This window comes from Massilia sp. Root133 (assembly GCF_001426525.1).
GTDB lineage: Bacteria > Pseudomonadota > Gammaproteobacteria > Burkholderiales > Burkholderiaceae_D > Telluria > Telluria orientalis.
The window spans coordinates 319,435-339,381 of record NZ_LMEW01000034.1; the positions used below are offsets into that span (position 1 = coordinate 319,435).

A 19,947-nucleotide genomic window follows, 5' to 3' on the forward strand; every position below is an offset into this window, starting at 1 on the left:
GTCGCACGCGCCATCGCTACGCATGCAAGATTGGGTCCCCGCCTTCGCAGGGACGACGATGCTTGCTGTACCGGTTACGTCACCTGCGCGCTCGGACGCTCGGCAATCCTGTCCCGCCACGCCTGCAAATTCGTCAGACCCTCGTCCGACGGCCTGAACTTCATCAACCCGCGCGCAAACTCCAGCGCGCAGAACCCCGTGATGTCGGCGATCGTGAAGCGCTCGCCCGCCAGGAAATCGCGGTCCGCCAGCACGCCGTCGAGCCAGCGCGCCGTCTCGCGCACCCTGGCGCCCTGCGCCGCGCCGAAGTCGGGAAACTGCGGCTGTTCCAGCGGCGCGAGGCCCGGATGGGTGTGGCGCACGCAGTTGGCGATGCGCAGGAACAGCTGCAGCTCGCAGCGGCGGTCCATCATCTCGATGAACGCGCGCTCCTCGAAGTCCTCGCCCATCAGGTTCGGGTTCGGATACATCCCCTCCAGGTACGTACAGATGGCGCGCGTCTCGGCCAAGGTGCGGCCGTCGGGCAGTTCCAGCACGGGCACCTGCGCCATCGGATTGAGCTGGGCAAACGCCTCGCTGCGGTGCTCGGCCTTGCCCAGGTCGATCTGCACGGTGGTGATGTCCGCGATGCCCTTCTCGGCCATGAACATCAGGACGCGGCGCGGGTTCGGCGCGCGGGTGCTCGTGTACAGTTTCATCCAGCGTCTCCTCGGTCGTTGGTCGACGCCGATCATAGCGCATCCTCTCCTTTTGCTCATTTGACAGCGCGCGCAGGTTGGCCGTAGATTGCCGGATTGGCCGCGCGCGTCCATCCGACATCACGCGCGGGTCCGACATACATACACGATAGGATTTCCATGCACCGCAAGCTGCTTTCCGCCGCCGTCGCCCCAGCTTTTACCCTTGCTCTGGCGACTGCGCCCTTTCACGTCAGCGCCGCGCCTACCCGCGCAAGCGCGACGGCGAACGCCGACACCACCACGCAACTGCCGCGCGGCGTCGTCCCGACGCATTACCAGATCGCGCTGACGCCGGACGCCGCGACCGCCTCGTTCGGCGCCCACGCCGTCGTCACGATCAACGTGGCCAAGGCCACCAGCACGATCACGCTGAACGCGGCCGAGCTGAAATTCTCGAAAGTGACGCTGGCCCCGGCGGCCGGCGGCGCCGAACGCGACGCCTCGGTCGCCGTCGACAACGATGCGCAGACCGCCACGTTCACGTTCGCCCAGCCCATCGCACCGGGCATGTACCGCCTGGCGATGGACTACACGGGCGTGATCGGCACGCAGGCGGTCGGCCTGTTCTCGCTGGACTATCCCGGCGCGGACGGCAAGCGGCAGCGCGCGCTGTACACGCAGTTCGAGAACTCGGACGCGCGCCGCATGATCCCGTCCTGGGACGAGCCCGCGTACAAGGCGAGCTTCGCGCTGGACGTCGTCGTACCGGCCGCGCAGATGGCGGTCAGTAACATGCCGGCGACGAAAACGGAAACCCTGCCGGACGGCCGCAAGCGCGTGAGTTTCGCGACCACGCCGAAGATGTCGACCTACCTGCTGTTCTTCGCGCTCGGCGACTTCGAACGCGCCGCCGCGAAGGTACACGGCACGGAAGTCGGCGTCGTCACGCGCCGCGGCGCGCTGCCGCAGGCGAAGTTCGCGCTCGATGCCTCGCAGGCCATCCTGCGCGAATACAACGATTACTTCGGCGTGCGCTACCCGCTGCCGAAGCTGGACAACGTGGCCGGCGCGGGCCGCAGCCAGTTCTTCAGCGCGATGGAAAACTGGGGCGCGATCTTCACGTTCGAATACGCGCTGCTGCTCGACCCCGCGATCGCCACGCAGCACGACCGCGAAGAGATCTTCGCCACCGCCGCGCACGAGATGGCGCACCAGTGGTTCGGCGACCTCGTGACGATGCGCTGGTGGGACGACCTGTGGCTCAACGAAGGCTTCGCGTCGTGGATGGAGAGCCGCACGACCGCGCGCCTGCATCCGGAATGGAACACGCACCTGGGCGCCGTCGGCGTGCGCGAAAGCGCGATGCGGCGCGACGCCATCGCCGGCACGCACCCCGTCGTGCAGCACGTGGAGACGGTCGAACAGGCCAACCAGGCCTTCGACGAGATCACGTATTCGAAAGGCGAATCCGTCATCCGCATGCTGGAAGCCTATGTGGGCGCGAACGCGTGGCGCAACGGCGTGCGCGCGTACATGCAGGCGCACGCGTACGGCAACACGGTGTCGGACGATTTGTGGAAGCAGATCGAGAAGGCGGCCGGCAAGCCCGTCACCGCGATCGCCCACGATTTCACCTTGCAGCCGGGCGTCCCGCTGATCAAGGTGGGCGAGCCGGCGTGCCGGAACAATGCGACCACGGTAGCGCTGACCCAGGCCGAATTCACGCGCGACCGCGCCGGCAAGGCGCCGCTGGCCTGGCGCGTGCCCGTGATCGCGCAGATCGCCGGCAGCAAGAACCAGGCGAGCACGCTCGTCACGGGCGGCAAGGGCACGATCACGATCCCCGGCTGCGGCGCCGTCATCGTCAACGCGGGCCAGAGCGGCTATTACCGCACCCTGTACGCCTCGGCCGATTTCGCCCAACTGGCCACGCGCTTCGCCAGCCTGGCGCCCATCGACCAGATCGGCCTGCTGGCCGACAGCAGCGCCCTGGGCCTGGCCGGCCTGCAGCCCGCGTCCGACGTGCTGGACCTCGTGAAGGCGACGCCGGCCGGCGCCGATCCGGCCGTGTGGACGCGCATCGCAGTGCTGCTCGACGGCGTCCACAACCGCTATCGCGAACAGGCCCGCGGCGGCGACGCGACCCGCCAGAAGCGTTTCGACACGTTCGCGATCGCGCGCCTGGCGCCGCTGATGGCGCAGGTCGGCTGGGCTGCGCGGCCGGGCGAGGCGTCGTCCGTCGCCAACCTGCGCGAAGAACTGGTCAATGTGCTGAGCAATCTCGGCGACGCCAACGTCATCGCCGAAGCGCGCCGCCGCTACGCCGCGCTGGCGACGGACGCCAGCGCCGTGCCGGGACCGCTGCGCAAGACCGTGATGGGCGTCGTCGCCCAGCACGCGGACGCCGCCACGTGGGACCAGTTGCACCTGGCCGCGCGCAACGAGACGACGCCGCTCGTGCGCGACCAGCGCTACACCCTGCTGGCCGCGACCGAAGACCGCGCCCTCGCCATGCGCGCGCTGCAGCTCGCGCTGACGGACGAACCGGGCCTCACGATCAGCGCCGCGATGATCTCGGAAGTGGCGCTGCGTTATCCGGACATGGCGTTCGACTTCGCGATCGCCCACCTCGCGCAGATCAACGAACGCGTGGACGCGAGCTCGCGCAGCCGCTACCTGGCGCGCCTTGCGACGGGATCGTCGGATCCGGCGATGGTCGACAAGCTGGGCGCGTACGCACAGGCGAACCTGGCACCGAGCTCGCGCGGCGACGTCGAGGCGGCCAGCGCGGCCATCAAGGACCGCATCCAGGTGAACGCGGCGCGCCTGCCCGAGATCGACGCCTGGCTGGCGCAGAACGCGCAGTAAAAAAGCGCTCTATTGCGCGGCGACCGTGCTGCGGCGCCGCGCCGTCAGCCACGCATCGAGGCGCTGGGCCGCGCCCGGCGCCACGTGCAGGCCCAGCTTCGTGCGGCGCCACAGGATGTCGTCGGCCGCCGTCGCCCATTCCTGGCGCACGAGGTAGTCCGCCTCGACCTCGTACAGGCCGGCCACGATTTCCTCGCCCAGGTCGGCACGCGCGCGGCAATGCGCCAGCAGCGTGGCCAGGCGCGTACCGTAGCTGCGGGCATAGCGTGCCAGCAGGCCGTCGGGCAGCCAGGCGAACTGCTGGCGGCGCGTGCGCACCCACGCGTCGTACTCGAGCACCGCGCGCGCGACCGGCTCCTTGCCATACAGGTCGCCGCCCGGCAGGCAGGCATGCGCCGTCCACGCCGGCACCTGGCGGCCCAGCACGGGCCCGATCCAGTCGACGGCCTGTTCCGCCAGCTTGCGGAACGTCGTCACCTTCCCGCCGAACACGGACAGCAGCGGCGCGCCGCCGGCCGTGTCGTGCTCGAAGCGGTAGTCGCGGCTGACGGACGACGCGCTGCCGCCATCGTCCGCGATCAGCGGCCGCACGCCCGCATAACTCCACACCACGTCGTCCGGCCCGATGCGCCGCTCGAAGCAGCGGTTCACGGCGTCGCACAGGTACGCCGTCTCGGCGGGGCTGATGGCGATGCGGTCGACGTCCTGCGCGTCGCAGTCGACGTCGGTCGTGCCGACCAGGGTGAACGCGCCCTCGTACGGCAGCGCGAACACGATGCGGCCGTCCGGCTGCTGCAGCAGGAACGCCTGGTCGCCGTCGAACAGGCGCGGCACGACGATGTGACTGCCCTTCACGAGCCGCAGCGGACGCGCCGGGCCGGCACCCGTCGCCTGCAGGAAGCTGCCCGCCCACGGCCCGGCCGCGTTGACGAGGCAGCGCGCGTGCACGTGGACGGTGCCGTCCGCACCCTCCAGGTCGGCCTCCCACCGCTTGGCATCGCGCCGCACCCGTGCGCAGCGCGCGCGCGTGAGGATCGTCGCGCCCCGTTCGCGCGCATCGAGCGCCGCCAGCACGACGAGGCGCGCGTCGTCGACCCACGCATCCGAATACGCGAACGCCTGCGTGAAGCGGCGCTGCAGCGCGGCGCCGGCCGGATGGTTACGCAACGCGACCGTGCCTGACGCCGGCAGGAAGTCGCGCCGGGCCAGGTGGTCGTACAGGAACAGGCCGGCGCGGATCATCCAGGCGGGACGCTGCCCCGGCGCATGGGGCATCAGGAAACGCAGCGGGCGGATGATGTGCGGCGCGCTCTTGAGCAACACTTCGCGCTCCGCCAGTGCCTTGCGCACGAGCCCGAAATGGTATTGCTCCAGATAGCGCAGGCCGCCGTGGATCAGCTTGCTCGACGCGGACGACGTGTGCTGCGCGAGGTCGTCCTTTTCACACAGCACGACGCGCAGGCCGCGCCCGGCCGCGTCGCGCGCGATGCCGGCGCCGTTGATGCCGCCGCCCACGACGAGGACGTCGCACTCGATTCGTTTGCCGTGTTCACCCATGAAGCCGCACTCCGGATTGCCGGGCCCCCGCCCGGCCGCAGCCTACTCTACACCGCGAACGGGGCCCTGTGTTCGGCCATGTCAATCCGGCCGGGGTCGGCCGGCGCGGCCGTGTAGAATCGGTCCATGCCCACCGTTTCATACCACTGCTGACATGGCGCCCGACATGCGCGCCTGGGTCCGCATGCCATCCGGCAAGCGTCTCGACCTGCTGAATCCGACACCGTTCGACTGGGACGACAGCGACCTCGCCCTCGGCCTCGCGCGCACCTACCGCTGGGGCGGGCACTCCGCGTGGCCGCTGCCGCTGTCCGTGGCCCAGCATTCGATCGCCGTGATGCTGCTGCGGCGCGCGGCGTCGCTGGCGCCGCTCGCCCCCGTCGTCGAACTGCGCGAACTGTTGCACGACGCGGAGGAAGGCCTGCTCGGCTTCGACGCCGTCGCGCCGATCAAGCCATTCCTCGGCGAGGGCTTTCGCGCCCTCACGCGGCGGCTGGAACAAGCCGTGTTTCTGCGCTACCGCCTGCCCGCGTGGACGCCGGCCGAGCACCAGCTCCACAAACGCGCCGACCGCCTGGCCGCCGCCAGCGAAGCCGTGCACGTGGCGGGCTGGTCGGCGCAGGAAGTGCGCACGACGTTGAAGATCCGGTCCGCCGTGCTGGCGCACGATCCGCTGGTCGACGTGTATGACTGCGCGCCGTGGGAACCGTGGCCGCCTGGCCTCGCCGCCGAACGCTTCCTGGATGCACTGGAGCATTTGCAGCGCCGCATAGACGAAGGAGACGGCGCGTGAGCGCCGCCGAACTTTCCCGGGCCGCCGCGCTGCTGCGCGCTGCCGACGGTCTCCTGATCGGCGCCGGCGCCGGCATTGGCGTCGATTCCGGCCTGCCCGACTTTCGCGGCGACCACGGCTTCTGGCGCGCCTATCCACCGCTGGCCGCGCTGGGCATCCGCTTCGTCGAGATCGCCAATCCGCACAGCTTCGACGCGAACCCGGAACTGGCCTGGGGCTTCTACGGCCACCGCCTCGCCCTGTACCGCGCCACGGTCCCGCATGCGGGCTTCGCGATCCTGCGCGACCTCGGTGCGCGCCTGGAGCACGGCGCCTTCGTTTTCACCAGCAACGTCGACGGGCAGTTCCAGCGCGCCGGTTTTGGCGACGACCGCCTCGTCGAATGCCACGGTTCCATTCATCACCTGCAATGCACGCGCCCGTGCAGCGATGCGATCTGGCCTGCCGATGGCGTCGATCCCCGCATCGATCCCACGACCTGCCTGATGACGCCGCCGCTGCCGCGCTGTCCACGCTGCGGTGCGCTGGCGCGGCCCAACATCCTGATGTTCGGCGACGGCCGCTGGCTGGACGCCCGCACGGAAGCGCAGTACGCCCGACTCGAGCGCTGGCGCGCGCAGGTGTCGAACCTCGTCGTCATCGAACTGGGGGCCGGCACGGACGTGCCCTCCGTGCGGCGCATGTGCGAAGCGCAGGGTGCGCCGCTCGTCCGCATCAATCCGCGCGAGCCCGACGTACGTACCGGCCGGGGTGTCGGGGTGCCGCTGGGTGCGCTGGACGCCTTGGCGGCGCTCCGTGCATCGCTCGGTTGACTTGATCCTTATCGACACGAAAATGCTCGATGCGGCATCAAGTCCGCGACCTAAGGCATTGATTCGACGGGATTAATTTTAATATCCACAAGAAATGTGGATAACTGTGTGGACAAGCGCCTCTTGACAAGCCGGAAGCCCAGTATTGATGCGGGTTTCAACAAACTGCCCATTGAACGGGCAAAATCAAAAACCAATGAAATCAAAGACTTACTGTTGCTCGTGTTTTAAGCAAGCACTGGAAATGCGGCAAATTCCTACAAAATCGACCCAGCGTGGATAACTTTGTCACAGTGTTCCGATTCTGCCCACTTTTGCCGTCATCTTGCCGTTATTTTCATTTCCAGGCGTTGCGGGCGCGTTCGCGCACCATCATCCGCACGCTGTCCGGCATGGGCTTGCGCACCTGCAACGTTTCGGCATTCGTCCAGACGCATTCCTCGAAGTGCTTGAGCATGACGGGCGTGACGAAGCGCGTGCGCTGCGCATAGACGTGGCGGTCGCCCATCTGCGCCTGCTGCTTGATGAAGAAACGGTTCGGGACGATGAGGTGCAGGTGTTCCTTGGCGCGCGTCATGGCCACGTAGAGCAGGCGCCGCTCTTCCTCGATGTCCTCGGCACTGCCGGTCGCCATGTCGGACGGGATGCACCCGTCGACGACGTTCAGCACGTGCACGGCCTTCCACTCCTGCCCTTTGGACGAGTGGATCGTCGACAGGATCAGATAATCCTCGTCCAGCAGCGGCGGGCCCGCGCGGTCGCTCGTCGCTTCCGGCGGGTCGAGCGTCAGTTCGGTGAGGAAGTTTTCGCGCGAGCCATAGCCGCCGGCCAGCGCCACCAGCTGGTCGAGGTCGGCCGCGCGGACCGGTGCGTCGTCATGCAGGCGCTCGAGGTGCGGCAGATACCAGTCGCGGACGAGCTCGATTTCCAGCGGCCAGCGCAGGCCCGTCGTGCGCAGGGTGCGGAACAGCGCGGTAAATTGCTCCCACTCCCCTTGCGCGCGTGGAGGCGCGGGAAACGCGTCGACGGCCGCAACGGGGTCGAGCGCCTCGGCCACCGCATCGAGCAGGCGGGCCGCCGTCGCCGGGCCGATTCCGGGAATCAGTTGCACGACGCGGAAGCCGGCCACGCGGCCCGCCGGATTCTGGGCGAAGCGCAGCATGGCGAGCACGTCCTTGATATGCGCCGCTTCCAGGAATTTGAGGCCGCCGAATTTCACGAACGGGATGTTGCGCCGCACGAGTTCCAACTCCAGCGCCGCGCTATGGCTGGCGGCGCGGAACAGCACGGCCTGCTGTGTCAGCTTGATGCCCGCCTCGCGCTGTTCCAGCACACGGTTGCACACCCAGCGCGCCTGCTCGGCCTCGTCCGGGATCAGCACGAGCTGCGGCTTGCCGGTGGCGACCTTATCGGTCCACAAGGTCTTCGCGTGGCGCTCCAGCGCGGCGGCGATGACGGCGTTCGACGCGTCGAGGATGGGCTGCGTCGAGCGGTAGTTGCGGTCCAGCGTGATCAGGCGCGTGTGCTCGCCGAACTGCTTCGGGAAGTCGAGGATGTTGCGCACCGTCGCGCCGCGGAACGAATAAATGGATTGCGCATCGTCGCCGACGACCATCACGCCCCGCCCGTCCGGCTTCATGCCTTGCAGGATCGCGGCCTGCAGGCGGTTCGTGTCCTGGTATTCGTCGACGAGCACATGGTCGAACAGCGCGCCCAGTTCCGGACCGAGTTCCGGATCGGACGCCATCTCGGCCCAGAACAGCAGCAGGTCGTCGTAGTCGAGGACGTTCTGTTCCTGCTTGGCGTCGACGTAGGCGCCGAACAGGCGCTTGAGCTGTTCTTCCCATTCGCTGCACCACGGGAACGTCGACTGCAGCACGTCGGCCAGCGGCTCGCGGGCATTGACGACGCGCGAGTAGATCGCGAGGCACGTGCCCTTCAGCGGAAAGCGTTTCTGGCCAGTGGAGGCGCCCAGGCCCACGTCTTGGCGCACGAGGCCCATCAAGTCTTCGGAATCGGCGCGGTCGTGGATCGTGAACGAGGCTTCCAGCCCGATCCGGCCCGCGTACTCGCGCAGCAGGCGGGCGCCGATGCTGTGGAACGTGCCGGCCCAGGGCAGGCTGCCCACCGCGGTCGACGTGCCCAGCACGCGCTGCAGCACGCCGGCGGCGCGCTGGCCCATCTCGTTGGCCGCGCGGCGCGAAAACGTCAGCAGCAGGATGCGTTGCGGATCGCTCCCGGCCAGGATCAGCTTCGCGACCCGGTGCGCCAGCGTATTCGTCTTGCCCGAGCCGGCGCCCGCGACCACCAGCAGCGGCCGGACCATCCGCGCGCCCACGTCGTGCTCGACGGCGGCGCGCTGCTCGGGATTCAGGCCGGCGAACGGATCGGCGGGTGCGGCGGGCCGGGAAACGGGGGTGGCGGTGGCGACGGACATGGCGGTTGAGGATAGATGCTCAACTGTACATTTGTCCAGTATCTTTATGCAAGCGCAGATAGCAATGTCGCAAACCAGCGTCAACGGGCGCGGACGCTCACGGCCCCTGCCCGCCTCGCTTGCCTCTTCAACAAGGCTTGATCAGATATCCACAAAAACTGTGTATAAGGTTGTGGAAAAACACCCTCTTGACATGCCAAAACCAAGCAGGAATGCGGGTTTCAACAATTTGCCCGTTGTGTGGGCAAAACTCAACCTTCACAAAATCAATGAGTTACCAGGACAAGTGACGCACGAATCGAAAAAATAAGCAACATGCAGTCGAGCAAGATTGTGCACAACTGTCGAGCTTGTCGCTCATCGCACCCTTACCTGCACCAGGAGCGCCTGCGCCCCGGCTCCGTCAGCACGCGTTCGATGACGTCGTTGCCGACGTTCTGCGAACGCAGGTATTCCACGGCCGACATCGTATTGCTGCGCTGCTGGAGCGCAATACCCAGGTCGACGATATCCTTCTGGTCGGTATCGCGCCGCTGGTAAGGGACGGACAACTGACCGTCTTCGAGCTCGAGGGTGTCTTGGTTCATCGCAGTTCCTGACTTTGATGGATTGAAGGGATTGCTGCCTAACGAGTATTTCCCACCTTTGGCCAAAGTCAAGATTAATTTTTATCCAATGTGGCATCCGTTTGTGAATTCCTCATGACAAACCCCCGCCGCATGCGCGCGCCGCGCCGTTTTCGCTGCGCCTAGAATGGCCTCGTCGATCCAACCACCACGAGGACTCCATGAGCGCAATGCCCGATCCCGACCTGAAACCCGGCGACGAAGCCGAACCCGGCACGCCAGGCGCCGGCGAAGACCTGTGCGAAACCTGCGGCGGCAGCGGCAAGCTGGCCGACGGCAAGACCTGTCCCGAATGCGAAGGCACGGGACGCGTGATGCGGGGCATCGGCGGCGGCTGACAGCCCCCCCCACATGGACAGGATGCCGGGCGCGGCGCGATAATCGGTGCATGAATGCCCCGCCCAGCTCCCCGCCGTCCGGCACGTCCGCACCGTCCGCAAGCGCCAACCGCCCCCGCTCCCTCGCCGACCTGTTCATTTCCTTCACCTTGCTGGCCCTGCAGGGGTTCGGCGGCGTGCTGGCCATCGTCCAGCGTGAAATCGTCGACCGCAAGCGCTGGCTGACCCAGGAAGAATTCATCGAAGACTGGGCCGTCGCCCAGATCATGCCCGGACCGAACGTCGTCAACCTGTCGCTGATGATCGGCGGCCGCCATTTCGGCGTCGCCGGCGCGCTCGCCGCACTGGCCGGCTTGCTGACCGTGCCCCTGATCCTCGTCATCGGGCTGGCCGTGCTGCACGACCGCTTCGCCGACAACCCTGTCGTCGCCGGCGCACTGCACGGCATGGCCGCCGTCTGTGCCGGCCTGATCGGCGCGGCCGGCCTGCGCCTGGCCAGCGCGCTGAAGAAAAGCCCGATGCCCCTGTCCTGGTGCCTGGCCATCGCGGCGGCCGGCTTCATCCTCGTCGCGTTCCTCAAATGTCCGCTCCCCTGGGTGCTGTTCGGCCTCGGCGGCCTGGGCTGCGTCCTCACGTACCGCCGGCTCGCAACATGACGGCGCCCCTGCACCTCACGCTGGACTGGGCCGACTGGCTCGACTTGCTCGGCCACTTCCTCCAGATGTCGCTGATGTCGGTCGGCGGGGCCATCTCGACGTCGTCCGAGATGCACCGCTTCCTCGTCGAGCAGCACCACTGGCTGACCCAGGAACAGTTCAACCAGTCCATCGCGCTGGCGCAAGCCGCCCCGGGGCCGAACGTCCTGTTCGTCGCCCTGATGGGGTGGTACGTCGGCATGAACGCCGGCAGCACGGCGGCCGCTCTGTTCGGCGTGCTCGTGACGATGGTCGGCATCATGACGCCGTCCACCATCATCACCTACACGGCCGCCCGCTGGGGCCACCGCAACCGCGACCTGCGCGCCGTCCGGGCCTTCAAGCAGGGCATGGCGCCCATCGTGATCGCGCTGCTGCTGTCCACCGCCTGGATCATGGCCAGTTCCGCCGGCGCCGGTGTCAGTGCCGGCGCCAGTGTCAGTGCCGGTGCCGGCGCAGCTGCCCCGATCGCGTCCGCCGTCCTGGCGAACTGGCCCCTGTGGCTCGCCGCGATCGTCAGCGGCCTGATCATCTGGCGCACGCGCATCCATCTGCTGTGGCTGCTCGCGGCCGGCGCCGTGCTGGGGGCGCTCGGGCTGATCTGAAGCGCAGTAGCGGCCCGCCTGCGGACCGGGCATACTTGCGCTTTCGATCAGCCAACCATCCGATGGACCGAGCCATGCCCGAACTCCTCAGCGAACACGTTTGTTTCGACGGCGTCCAGCGCTTCTATAAATACGATTCCGCCGCCATCGGCCTGCCGATGCGTTTTTCCGTGTACCTCCCTCCCGGCGCGCACGGCAAGCGCCTGCCCGTCCTGTTCTACCTCGCCGGCCTGACGTGCACCGAAGAGACCTTCATGATCAAGGCCGGCGCCCAGCGCGTGGCGGCGCAGGAAGGCCTGATCCTGGTCGCGCCCGACACGAGCCCGCGCGGCGCCGGCGTGCCGGGCGAGACCGACAGCTGGGACTTCGGCGCCGGCGCCGGTTTCTATGTGGATGCCACCCGCGAACCGTGGTCGACCCACTACCGCATGTACAGCCACATCCTCGAACTGCGCGCGCTGGTGCTCGCCACCTTGCCGGCCGATCCGGCGCGCGTGGGTATCTTCGGCCACTCCATGGGCGGCCACGGCGCGCTGATGCTGGCGCTGCGCAACCCCGACCTGTTCCGCTCCGTGTCGGCCTTCGCCCCCATCGCCGCGCCGTCCCGCTGCCCGTGGGGCGAAAAGGCGTTCGGCGGCTATCTCGGCACCGATCGCGACGCGTGGCGCGTCTACGATGCGACCGAGCTGATGGCCTGCGCCGACGCCCCGCCCTTCCCCAAGGGGATCCTGATCGACCAGGGCCTGGGCGACAAGTTCCTGGCCGAACAGCTGTACCCGGAGGCGTTCGAGGAAGCCTGCCGCGCCGTCGGCCAGCCGCTCGAACTGCGCCGCCACCCCGGTTACGACCACGGCTATTACTTCATCTCCACCTTCGTCGAGGACCACTTGCGCTTCCACCGGCGCAACCTCGGCTGACGCCCGCATCCGCCCCGGTCCACACACTGTCGTTGACCGGGGCGGTTGCGCAAGAATTCCCCGCTTTCGTTCGCCTGCTGTCCTGCCTCAAAGGTCCGACCCGGCCCCCGCGCACGGTACGAGACGACGCTTGCAAACCCGATTCGACCGCCCTATAAATGGTGTTGCGGCGCCCTGCGCGCCGCGGGACATCATTCTTGAAAGGGAGGTCTATCATGAACCTGATCAGAAGAGGCACGACGCCGCTTTCCACATTCCGTCCCGGCGCCATGGAAGACCAGTTCGGACGCATGGTCGAGAACATGTTCCAGGACTTCTTCGCGCCGCTCGCCCAGGGGCGCTGGGCCGGCGAGGACGTCGGCATGCCGCGCCTGGACGTCAGCGAGACGGACAAGACCTTCGAGGTGAAGGCCGAGCTGCCGGGCGTCAAGAAGGAGGACGTGCACGTCTCGATCGACGGCCAGCGCATCACCATCGAGGGCGAGTGCCAGCAGGCAAACGAACAGCGCCAGGGTGAACAGGTGGTGTATTCTGAGCGCTCGACGCGCAAGTACCAGCGCAGCTTCACGCTGCCCTCCGAAGTCGACGATGCCAGCGCGCAGGCGCGGCTCGAGGACGGCGTCCTGATGCTCTCGCTGCCCAAGAAACAGGGCGGCACGGCGCGCCAGCTGACGATCCAGTAGGGTCGATGAGCCGCACGGCGCGGCTCGCGAGCGGACGGCCTGCGGGCCGCCCGCGACCGCGCTCACGCCGTGCCCGGTTCGAGATCAGGGAAGGACTCTGAAAGCGTGCGCATCATGGCCGACATCCGTCATTTCAAGAATCGCACCGAAGCGGGCCGGCTGCTGGCGCAGCGGCTCGCCGCCTATACCCGGCATCCGGACGCCATCGTGCTGGCACTCCCGCGCGGCGGCGTCCCGGTCGGGTTCGCCGTCGCACAGCGGCTCGGCATCGCGCTCGACGTCCTGCTCGTGCGCAAGCTCGGCATGCCACGCCACGAGGAATTCGCAATGGGCGCCGTGGGCAGCGGCGGCGTCCGCGTGCTCCAGCCCGGCGTGCCCGGCCTGATGGGCGTCACCGCGCAGGACGTGGAAGCGGTGACGGCGCGCGAGCTGGCCGAACTGCAGCGGCGCGAGCGCGCCTACCGCGGCGGCCGGCCGCCGCTCGACCTCGCCGGACGCAGCGCGATCCTCGTCGACGACGGCGTCGCCACGGGTTCCACGATGCTGGCCGCCATCGAAGTGGCGCGCCGGCTGGGTCCGCGCGAGCTGGTGCTGGCAATCCCCGTCGCGCCGCCCGACACGGCGGCCGCGCTCGAGGCACGCGTCGACGAACTCGTCTGCCTGTCGACCCCGCCCCACTTCCGCGCCGTCGGCCAGTGGTACGGCGCCTTCGAACAGACCAGCGACGAGGAAGTGCAGGATTTGCTGGCCACCGCCTGGCATGACGAGGCGGCGGCCAGGGCCAGACCAACCGGAGGAGCCAATCATGAAAAACACGACGGACACAGGCTATGAAATCGCGAAGTGGATCGGCGGTGCCGCTGCCGGCGCGCTGCTGATGTACATGCTCGACCCGGACCGCGGCGGGGCGCGGCGCGCGCAATCGGCCGCGGCCGTGCGCAATGCGGGCGCGCGCACGTCCAGCGCGCTGGGCAACGTCTGGCGCGGCGCGGGCGAACGCATCGGCGCCGCCGGCGACGAGCTGCGCGACCGCGCGGCCGGCATGGCAGACGGTGCCGGAGCCAGGTCGGGCTCGGCGCTGGAGCGCATGGGGCACGCGGCGAGCGAAGCGTTCGACGCCGGCATCGACAGGGCGAAGGACGCACTGGCCAAGGCAGGCGACGCCGTCGGCGGCGGCATGGACAAGGCGCGGCATGCGCTGGGCAGTGCGGCCGACGGGGACGGACATGCAGTCGGCAACGGCATGGACAAGGCCCGCGCCATGGCGCATGACGTCCGCACCCGTGTGCGCGATACCCTGCAGGCGGGCCCGGGCGGCGAATGGACACCCACCGCGCGCAATTCCGCCCTGGCCGGCGGCGGCCTGCTGGCCCTGTATGCGCTGAGCCGGCGTTCGCCGCTGGCATGGATGCTGGGCCTGGCCGGCGCCGCGCTGCTGGCCAGGGGCGCCACCAACCAGCCGCTGCTGGGCATGCTGCGCGGCCGCGGCATCGGCATGGACCAGACCATCGACTTCAGCAAGGCGATCCATATCGACGCCGCGCCTGAAGACGTCTACGACCTGTGGACCCATTACGAGAACTTCCCGCACTTCATGTCCCACGTCGTCGAGGTGCGCGACCTCGGCCGCGGCCGCTCGCACTGGGTCGTGCGCGGCCCCGGCGGCAGCGAGTTCGAATGGAATGCCGTGCTCACCGAGCAGACCCGGCCGCACCGCCTGGCGTGGCGCAGCGAAGCGGGCGCCGACATCCCGCAGAGCGGCTCCATCGAGTTCGAGCCGCATCGCGGCGGCACCCGCGTCACCGTGCACATGTCGTACACGCCGCCGGCGGGCGTCGTCGGCCACGGTCTCGCGACCCTGCTCGGGTCCGATCCGAAGTCGCAGATGGACGACGACCTCGCGCGCATGAAGGCGTTCATCGAACGGGGCGCCGTGCCGCGCGATGCCGCGCGTCCGCGCACCAGCAGCCGCTGGCTGCACTGAGGTGGTCATGGCGACGCCGCAGACCCCGCAGCACACCATCTCGGCGCTGCGCAACGCCGCGCGTCCTTTGACGGGCGGCGACCGCGACTACGACGCCCTGCTCGACCTCGTGGGCGATGCCCGTTTCGTGCTGCTGGGCGAAGCGACGCACGGCACCCACGAGTTCTACGAGGAACGGGCGCGCATCACCCAGCGCCTGATCGAGGACAAGGGTTTCCACGCCGTGGCCGTCGAGGCGGACTGGCCGGACGCCTACCGCGTCAACCGCTATGTGCGCGGCCGCGGCGATGACCGCAATGCCGACGAAGCCCTGTCCGGCTTCCAGCGCTTTCCGAACTGGATGTGGCGCAACACGGACGTCGCCGCGTTCGTCCAATGGCTGCGGCACCATAACGAGAAAACGGCCGGACCACGGGTCGGCTTCTACGGCCTCGACCTGTACAGCCTGTTCACGTCGATGGAGGAAGTGCTGCGCTACCTCGACCAGGTCGACCCGAACGCGGCACGCCAGGCGCGCGAGCGTTACGCCTGCTTCGACCATTACCACGAGGACACCCAGCACTACGGCTATACGGCGAGCCTGGACCTGTCCGCGTCGTGCGAACAAGGCGTCCTCGAGCAGTTGCGCCAGCTACAGCAACGGGCCGCCGACTACATGTACCGGGACGGCGACGAGGAAGCGTTTTTCTACGCCGAGCAGAACGCGCGCCTCGTCAAGAATGCCGAGGAATATTATCGGACCATGTTTCGGGGCCGCGTGTCGTCATGGAATTTACGCGACAGCCACATGGCGGAGACGCTGGCTGCGCTCGCCCACCATCTGTCGAAGGATGGCGAGCCATCCAGGATCGTCGTCTGGGAACACAATTCCCACATCGGCGACGCGCGCGCGACGGAAATGGGAGAAATGGGCGAGTGGAACGTCGGCGAACTGGCGCGCAAGGAATACGATGGGCAGGCCCGGCTGATCGGGTTTTCCACGTACGACGGCTTTGTCACGGCCGCCTCGGAATGGGATGCGCCGGCCGAGCACAAGCGCGTCCGGCCGGGTATGCCGGGCAGCTATGAGGCGTTGCTGCACGAGACCGGCATCCCCCGCTTCCTGCTGCCCCTGCGCGATGGAATCGACCAGGACGTACGCGCCACGATGGAGGAACGGCGGCTGGAACGGGCCATCGGCGTCATCTACCTGCCGCGCACGGAGCGCCACAGCCATTATTTCGCTGCCCGCATGGCGCCCCAGTTCGATGCCGTGATCCACATCGACCACACGACGGCCGTGCATCCGCTCGATCAGGGCGGCGGCTGGCATGCGGAGGAACCGCCGGAAACCTATCCTACCGGTATTTGAAACGCGACCGAGGTGTCTGAAAAGTCGGGAAATGTGAAAATTGGCGAGATTGCAACCCTGTACAGACTTGTAAAATGAACAAAGGTGCAAGGCACGCTCCGCGTGCTTTCCTTCTCACTGTTCATTTACAAGGATCATGAAGCCAATCCGGATTTCGATCATCGCCGCCCTGCTCGCGGGCGCCACCTCCCTGCACGCCCAGGAAACCACGTCCAAGGTCGAGCGCTGCGACCGCCCGCTCGGCACCATCGCCGTCACGGAAGCGCAAAGTGAGAGCGCCCACGCGCTGCAGAGTTACGGGCTCGGCTCGCCAGTCGCGCTGCTGCGCATCATGATCCAGCAATCGAACTGCTTCCAGGTGGTCGAGCGCGGGGCGGCGATGGCCAATCTGCAGCAGGAACGCGCACTCGCCGCGAATGGCGAGACGCTGTCCGGCAGCAACGTCGGCAAAGGCCAGCTGCAGGCGGCCGACTTCGTGATGACGCCGAACGTGCAGTTCGCGGCCGCGAACACGGGCGGCATCGGCGGCGCGATCTCGGATTACGGCGGACGCCTGCTGGGCGGCCTGGGCCGGATCGCGGGCGGCATCGCGGGCAACCTCAAGTTCAAGGAAGCGCAGACGAGCCTGTTGATCGCGGACGTCCGGTCCGGCATCCAGGTGGCGGCGGAAGAAGGCGTCGCGACCAAGACGGACTTCGGTATTTCCGGCTGGAGCTGGGGCGGCGGCGATTATTCGCGCCTGGGCGGCTACACGAACACGCCGGAAGGCAAGATGGTCGCGGCCAGCCTGCTCGACAACTACAACCGCATCGTGGCGCGCATCCGCAACGAGCCGAGCCTCGTGCGCACCAGCAGCGCGGCCAGCAAGGTGAATGCGCAGGCGTCTACCCGCGAGGGCGTGCCCGTGACGGCCGGCGCCAGCGTGTATGCGCGCCTCGCGACCGTCAAGGTGTACACGGAACCGCGTTCCGGCAGCAAGGTGATGGGGACGTTGAAGCGGTCGGAAGAAGCGATCGCCACCGGCGAAGAGCGCGACGGTTTCGTCAGGATCGACGGCGAGAACGTCTCCGGCGGCTGGGTGCAGCGCACGCTGGTGGCCACGCAGCCCGCGCCGCAGTAACTACTTCATCGACACGCCGGCCGCCTCCTCCGCCACGCGCACGACGCAGCGGTTGCGGCCGCCGTGCTTGGCGGCATACAGCGCCGTGTCGGCCCAGCCCAGCACCTCGTCCTGCGTGGGCAGCGGGCCGTCCATGCCGTGCACGAGCGCGACGCCCACGCTGGCCGTGACGTCCAGCGGACCGGCGCCGGTCGCGATGGGCTTCCGGATGGCATCCACGATCTTGGCGCCGATCCGCTCCGCCTCGTCGACGCCCTTGACGTCTTCCAGCAGGACGACGAATTCGTCGCCGGCCAGGCGCGCGGGCGTGTCCGTGACGCGCACGCAGGCGGCCAGGCGCTGCGCGAATTCCTTCAGCACCTCGTCGCCGACACCGTGGCCCCACGTGTCGTTGATGGCCTTGAAATGGTCGATGTCCAGGTAGGCCAGGCCCATCACCTGCCGCTGGCGGCGCACGCGTTCCAGTGCCTGGCCCAGCAGTTCGCCGAACAGCCGGCGGTTGGCGATGCCGGTCAGGCTGTCGAAGCGCGCCATCTGCACGAGCCGGCTTTCCGCCTCCTTCACCCGCGTCATGTCGTGCGCAAGCGCATACACCCCCGCGACGGCGACGTTCACCCGACCCTGCGCCTGCACGTCCGGCACGAACGTCCATTCCAGGATGCGGTGCCGGCCCTGCGCCTGCAGCGGCATCTCGAACGTGGCGCCGACGCCTTCGAACGCCTGCTTCAGGCGCGGTCGCGCCGCGTCGTAGGCCGGCTTGCCCAGTACGTCCTGCAAATGCATGCCGGGCAGGCGGACCGGTTCCAGGCCCAGCCACGCCTGGAACGTCGCATTGCCGAAGCCCAGGCGGTGGTTGCGGTCGATGTAGCAGATCAGCACAGGCAGGTTGTCGGCGATCAGGCGCAGGCGCTGCTCGCTGGCGGCCTGCGCCAGTTCCGCTTCCTTGCGCTCGCTGATGTCCATCGCCATCACGAAGAAGCCGACGACGCGGCCGTCGGCATCGATGTCGGGAATCGTGTCGATCATCTGGTGGCGCCTGGCATCGTCGCTGCGCACGTCTTCCACGTGGCCATGCTCGCCGCGCAGCGCGGCACGGATCAGCGGTTCCAGGCGCGCATAGCCGGCTTCGCCCAGCGCTTCGCGCACCGTGCGCCCGATGAACACGTCCGGCGCGGATCCGATCATGCGGTCGAAGCCGGCGTTGGTGAATTCGAAGCGCTCGTCGCGGTCGACGTAGGCGATCACGGCCGGGACATTGTCGGCGATCGCGCGCATGCGGGCGGCCGCGCGCCCGCGCGCCTGCACGAGGTCGTGGAAGGCGCGGCCCAGTTCGCCGACCTCGTCGTCGCGGGCGAGCGCCAGCACCGCGCTGTCGACGCCCTCGTGGCGCACGGCGGCCACGTTGCGGCGCAACTCGGCCAGCGGGCGCAGGCCGCGGCGCACGAGCCACCACGCAAGCAGGCCCGCGACCAGCGCGAGGATGCCCGCCACGACCAGCACCGTGCGCCGCACCCGGGCGAGCGGCGCGAACGCCTCTTCCTCGGGATAGCGGGCGCCGAGGATCCAGCCGGTCGTCGCCAGGCGCTTATAGGTGACGATGGCGGGACCCGCGCGGTCGCCGCCGATCAGCCAGCCCTCGAAGCCGTGCAGGGCGCGCGCGAGGCCCGGCTGGTCGGCGGGCGGCGCCGTCTGGCGTTCCCTCGCGGGCGAATCGATCAGCGTGCCGTCGGCCGACATCAGGAACAGGTAGCCGGTGCTGCCCGGCCGCAGGGCGTCGACCTGGCGCAGGAAGCGGGCATGCTGCAGGTCGATGCGGCCCGCGAGCACGTAGACGATCTCGCCGTGGTCGTCGAACACGGGCGCCGTCACCAGCACCATGTTCGCGCCCGACAGGCGGCTCTGGAACGGATCGGACACGATGCCGCGGCCGCGCAATAGCGTTTCTTCGAAGTACGGACGGCCCGTGGCCGTCAGCGGCTGGGCGGTCGGCATGGAAGTGCCCGACGCCACCAGTTCGCCGTTACGGGCAAAGGCGGCGATGTTGACGAACTCGTCGCCCACGTCGGCCGTGCGGATCGCGAGCCAGGCCTGCAGGCGGCGCGGATCGTGGCGGGCCTCGAGCGGCATGGCCGCGGCCAGCGCGGCCATCTGGCGCAGGCGCGCTTCCAGCAGGTCGTCGAGGAAGGCGGCCGCCCCGGACAGCGACGCATACTGCTGCGCGCCCAGCACGGCGCGCAGGTCGTGTTCGGCCACGTCCACGGCCAGCGGGCCCGCCAGCATGGTGGCGCCCAGCACGAGCACGCCGACGGCACCGGCGAGGCGGCTGCGCAGGTTGGTCGGAAAAGTGATCGGTCGTCGCATGTAAGTGGGGCGTGCGATGCTGCGCATCGGGCCGCTCCAGTATGTCATAGCCCCCGGGTTTCTACTATTGCCACGTAAAAGATCAAATCCCTTGGTCTTGACGGGGCAGTTTGGTTTAGC

17 protein-coding genes are annotated in these 19,947 nt (G+C 68.4%); 12 read left to right on the plus strand and 5 right to left on the minus strand.

Annotated features, from left to right (window positions below; genetic code table 11):
• Nucleotides 1-74: 74 nt before the first annotated feature.
• Nucleotides 75-698 carry a glutathione S-transferase family protein gene (locus ASD28_RS25900; RefSeq protein WP_056135475.1) on the minus strand — a complete coding sequence of 208 codons (624 nt, stop codon included), beginning with the start codon at nt 696-698 and terminating at the stop codon, nt 75-77.
• 159 nt (nt 699-857) lie between these two features.
• Between ASD28_RS25900 and ASD28_RS25905 the strand changes: the two genes are divergently transcribed.
• Complete coding sequence (locus tag ASD28_RS25905) at nt 858-3,548, plus strand: M1 family metallopeptidase (RefSeq protein WP_056135477.1); 2,691 nt, start codon at nt 858-860, stop codon at nt 3,546-3,548.
• A gap of 9 nt (nt 3,549-3,557) precedes the next feature.
• Here ASD28_RS25905 and glpD read toward each other — a convergent pair whose 3' ends face one another.
• Nucleotides 3,558-5,105: a glycerol-3-phosphate dehydrogenase gene (gene glpD / locus ASD28_RS25910; protein WP_056135479.1), complete on the minus strand. Its 1,548-nt coding sequence runs from the start codon at nt 5,103-5,105 to the stop codon at nt 3,558-3,560.
• Nucleotides 5,106-5,271: 166 nt separating this feature from the next.
• Here glpD and ASD28_RS25915 point away from each other — a divergent pair, with 166 nt between their 5' ends.
• Nucleotides 5,272-5,898 carry a phosphohydrolase gene (locus tag ASD28_RS25915; protein ID WP_229412163.1) on the plus strand — a complete coding sequence of 209 codons (627 nt, stop codon included), beginning with the start codon at nt 5,272-5,274 and terminating at the stop codon, nt 5,896-5,898.
• Nucleotides 5,895-6,710, plus strand: coding sequence for a Sir2 family NAD-dependent protein deacetylase (locus ASD28_RS25920; RefSeq protein WP_056135489.1), 816 nt, complete (start codon nt 5,895-5,897; stop codon nt 6,708-6,710). Before ASD28_RS25915 ends, ASD28_RS25920 begins: the two co-directional genes overlap by 4 nt.
• Nucleotides 6,711-7,047: 337 nt before the next feature.
• Here ASD28_RS25920 and ASD28_RS25925 read toward each other — a convergent pair whose 3' ends face one another.
• Both ASD28_RS25925 and ASD28_RS25930 read right to left on the minus strand, forming a co-directional pair.
• Nucleotides 7,048-9,147 carry an ATP-dependent helicase gene (locus ASD28_RS25925; protein ID WP_056135492.1) on the minus strand — a complete coding sequence of 700 codons (2,100 nt, stop codon included), beginning with the start codon at nt 9,145-9,147 and terminating at the stop codon, nt 7,048-7,050.
• A 368-nt stretch (nt 9,148-9,515) separates the two neighbouring features.
• A complete protein-coding gene (locus ASD28_RS25930) occupies nt 9,516-9,734 on the minus strand; it encodes a hypothetical protein (protein ID WP_056135495.1) in 219 nt (72 codons plus the stop codon).
• Nucleotides 9,735-9,934: 200 nt separating this feature from the next.
• Between ASD28_RS25930 and ASD28_RS32545 the strand changes: the two genes are divergently transcribed.
• The 9 genes from ASD28_RS32545 (at nt 9,935) to ASD28_RS31420 (ending at nt 17,466) form a co-directional block, all read left to right on the plus strand.
• Nucleotides 9,935-10,111 (plus strand): hypothetical protein, encoded by a 177-nt coding sequence (locus ASD28_RS32545; RefSeq protein WP_181158672.1) that lies wholly within the window; start codon nt 9,935-9,937, stop codon nt 10,109-10,111.
• A gap of 50 nt (nt 10,112-10,161) precedes the next feature.
• Complete coding sequence (locus ASD28_RS25935) at nt 10,162-10,767, plus strand: chromate transporter (RefSeq protein ID WP_056135496.1); 606 nt, start codon at nt 10,162-10,164, stop codon at nt 10,765-10,767.
• Nucleotides 10,764-11,411: a chromate transporter gene (locus tag ASD28_RS25940; RefSeq protein ID WP_056135498.1), complete on the plus strand. Its 648-nt coding sequence runs from the start codon at nt 10,764-10,766 to the stop codon at nt 11,409-11,411. The genes ASD28_RS25935 and ASD28_RS25940 overlap by 4 nt, the downstream gene beginning before the upstream one ends.
• 74 nt (nt 11,412-11,485) lie before the next feature.
• Entirely contained in the window at nt 11,486-12,328 is an 843-nt protein-coding gene (gene fghA / locus ASD28_RS25945) for an S-formylglutathione hydrolase (RefSeq protein ID WP_056135501.1), read from the plus strand.
• 215 nt (nt 12,329-12,543) lie between these two features.
• A complete protein-coding gene (locus ASD28_RS25950) occupies nt 12,544-13,011 on the plus strand; it encodes an Hsp20/alpha crystallin family protein (RefSeq protein ID WP_082577399.1) in 468 nt (155 codons plus the stop codon).
• Nucleotides 13,012-13,125: 114 nt separating this feature from the next.
• Nucleotides 13,126-13,845: a phosphoribosyltransferase gene (locus tag ASD28_RS25955; protein ID WP_082577431.1), complete on the plus strand. Its 720-nt coding sequence runs from the start codon at nt 13,126-13,128 to the stop codon at nt 13,843-13,845.
• Nucleotides 13,817-14,995, plus strand: a complete 1,179-nt coding sequence (locus tag ASD28_RS25960; protein WP_056135507.1) for an SRPBCC family protein — start codon at nt 13,817-13,819, stop codon at nt 14,993-14,995. The genes ASD28_RS25955 and ASD28_RS25960 overlap by 29 nt, the downstream gene beginning before the upstream one ends.
• Nucleotides 14,996-15,002: 7 nt before the next feature.
• On the plus strand, nt 15,003-16,346 hold the full coding sequence (locus ASD28_RS25965; protein WP_056135510.1) for an erythromycin esterase family protein: 1,344 nt from the start codon (nt 15,003-15,005) through the stop codon (nt 16,344-16,346).
• A 136-nt stretch (nt 16,347-16,482) separates the two neighbouring features.
• On the plus strand, nt 16,483-17,466 hold the full coding sequence (locus ASD28_RS31420; protein ID WP_082577400.1) for a CsgG/HfaB family protein: 984 nt from the start codon (nt 16,483-16,485) through the stop codon (nt 17,464-17,466).
• Here ASD28_RS31420 and ASD28_RS25975 read toward each other — a convergent pair whose 3' ends face one another.
• Entirely contained in the window at nt 17,467-19,827 is a 2,361-nt protein-coding gene (locus ASD28_RS25975; protein WP_162252967.1) for a diguanylate cyclase domain-containing protein, read from the minus strand.
• Nucleotides 19,828-19,947: the final 120 nt, after the last annotated feature.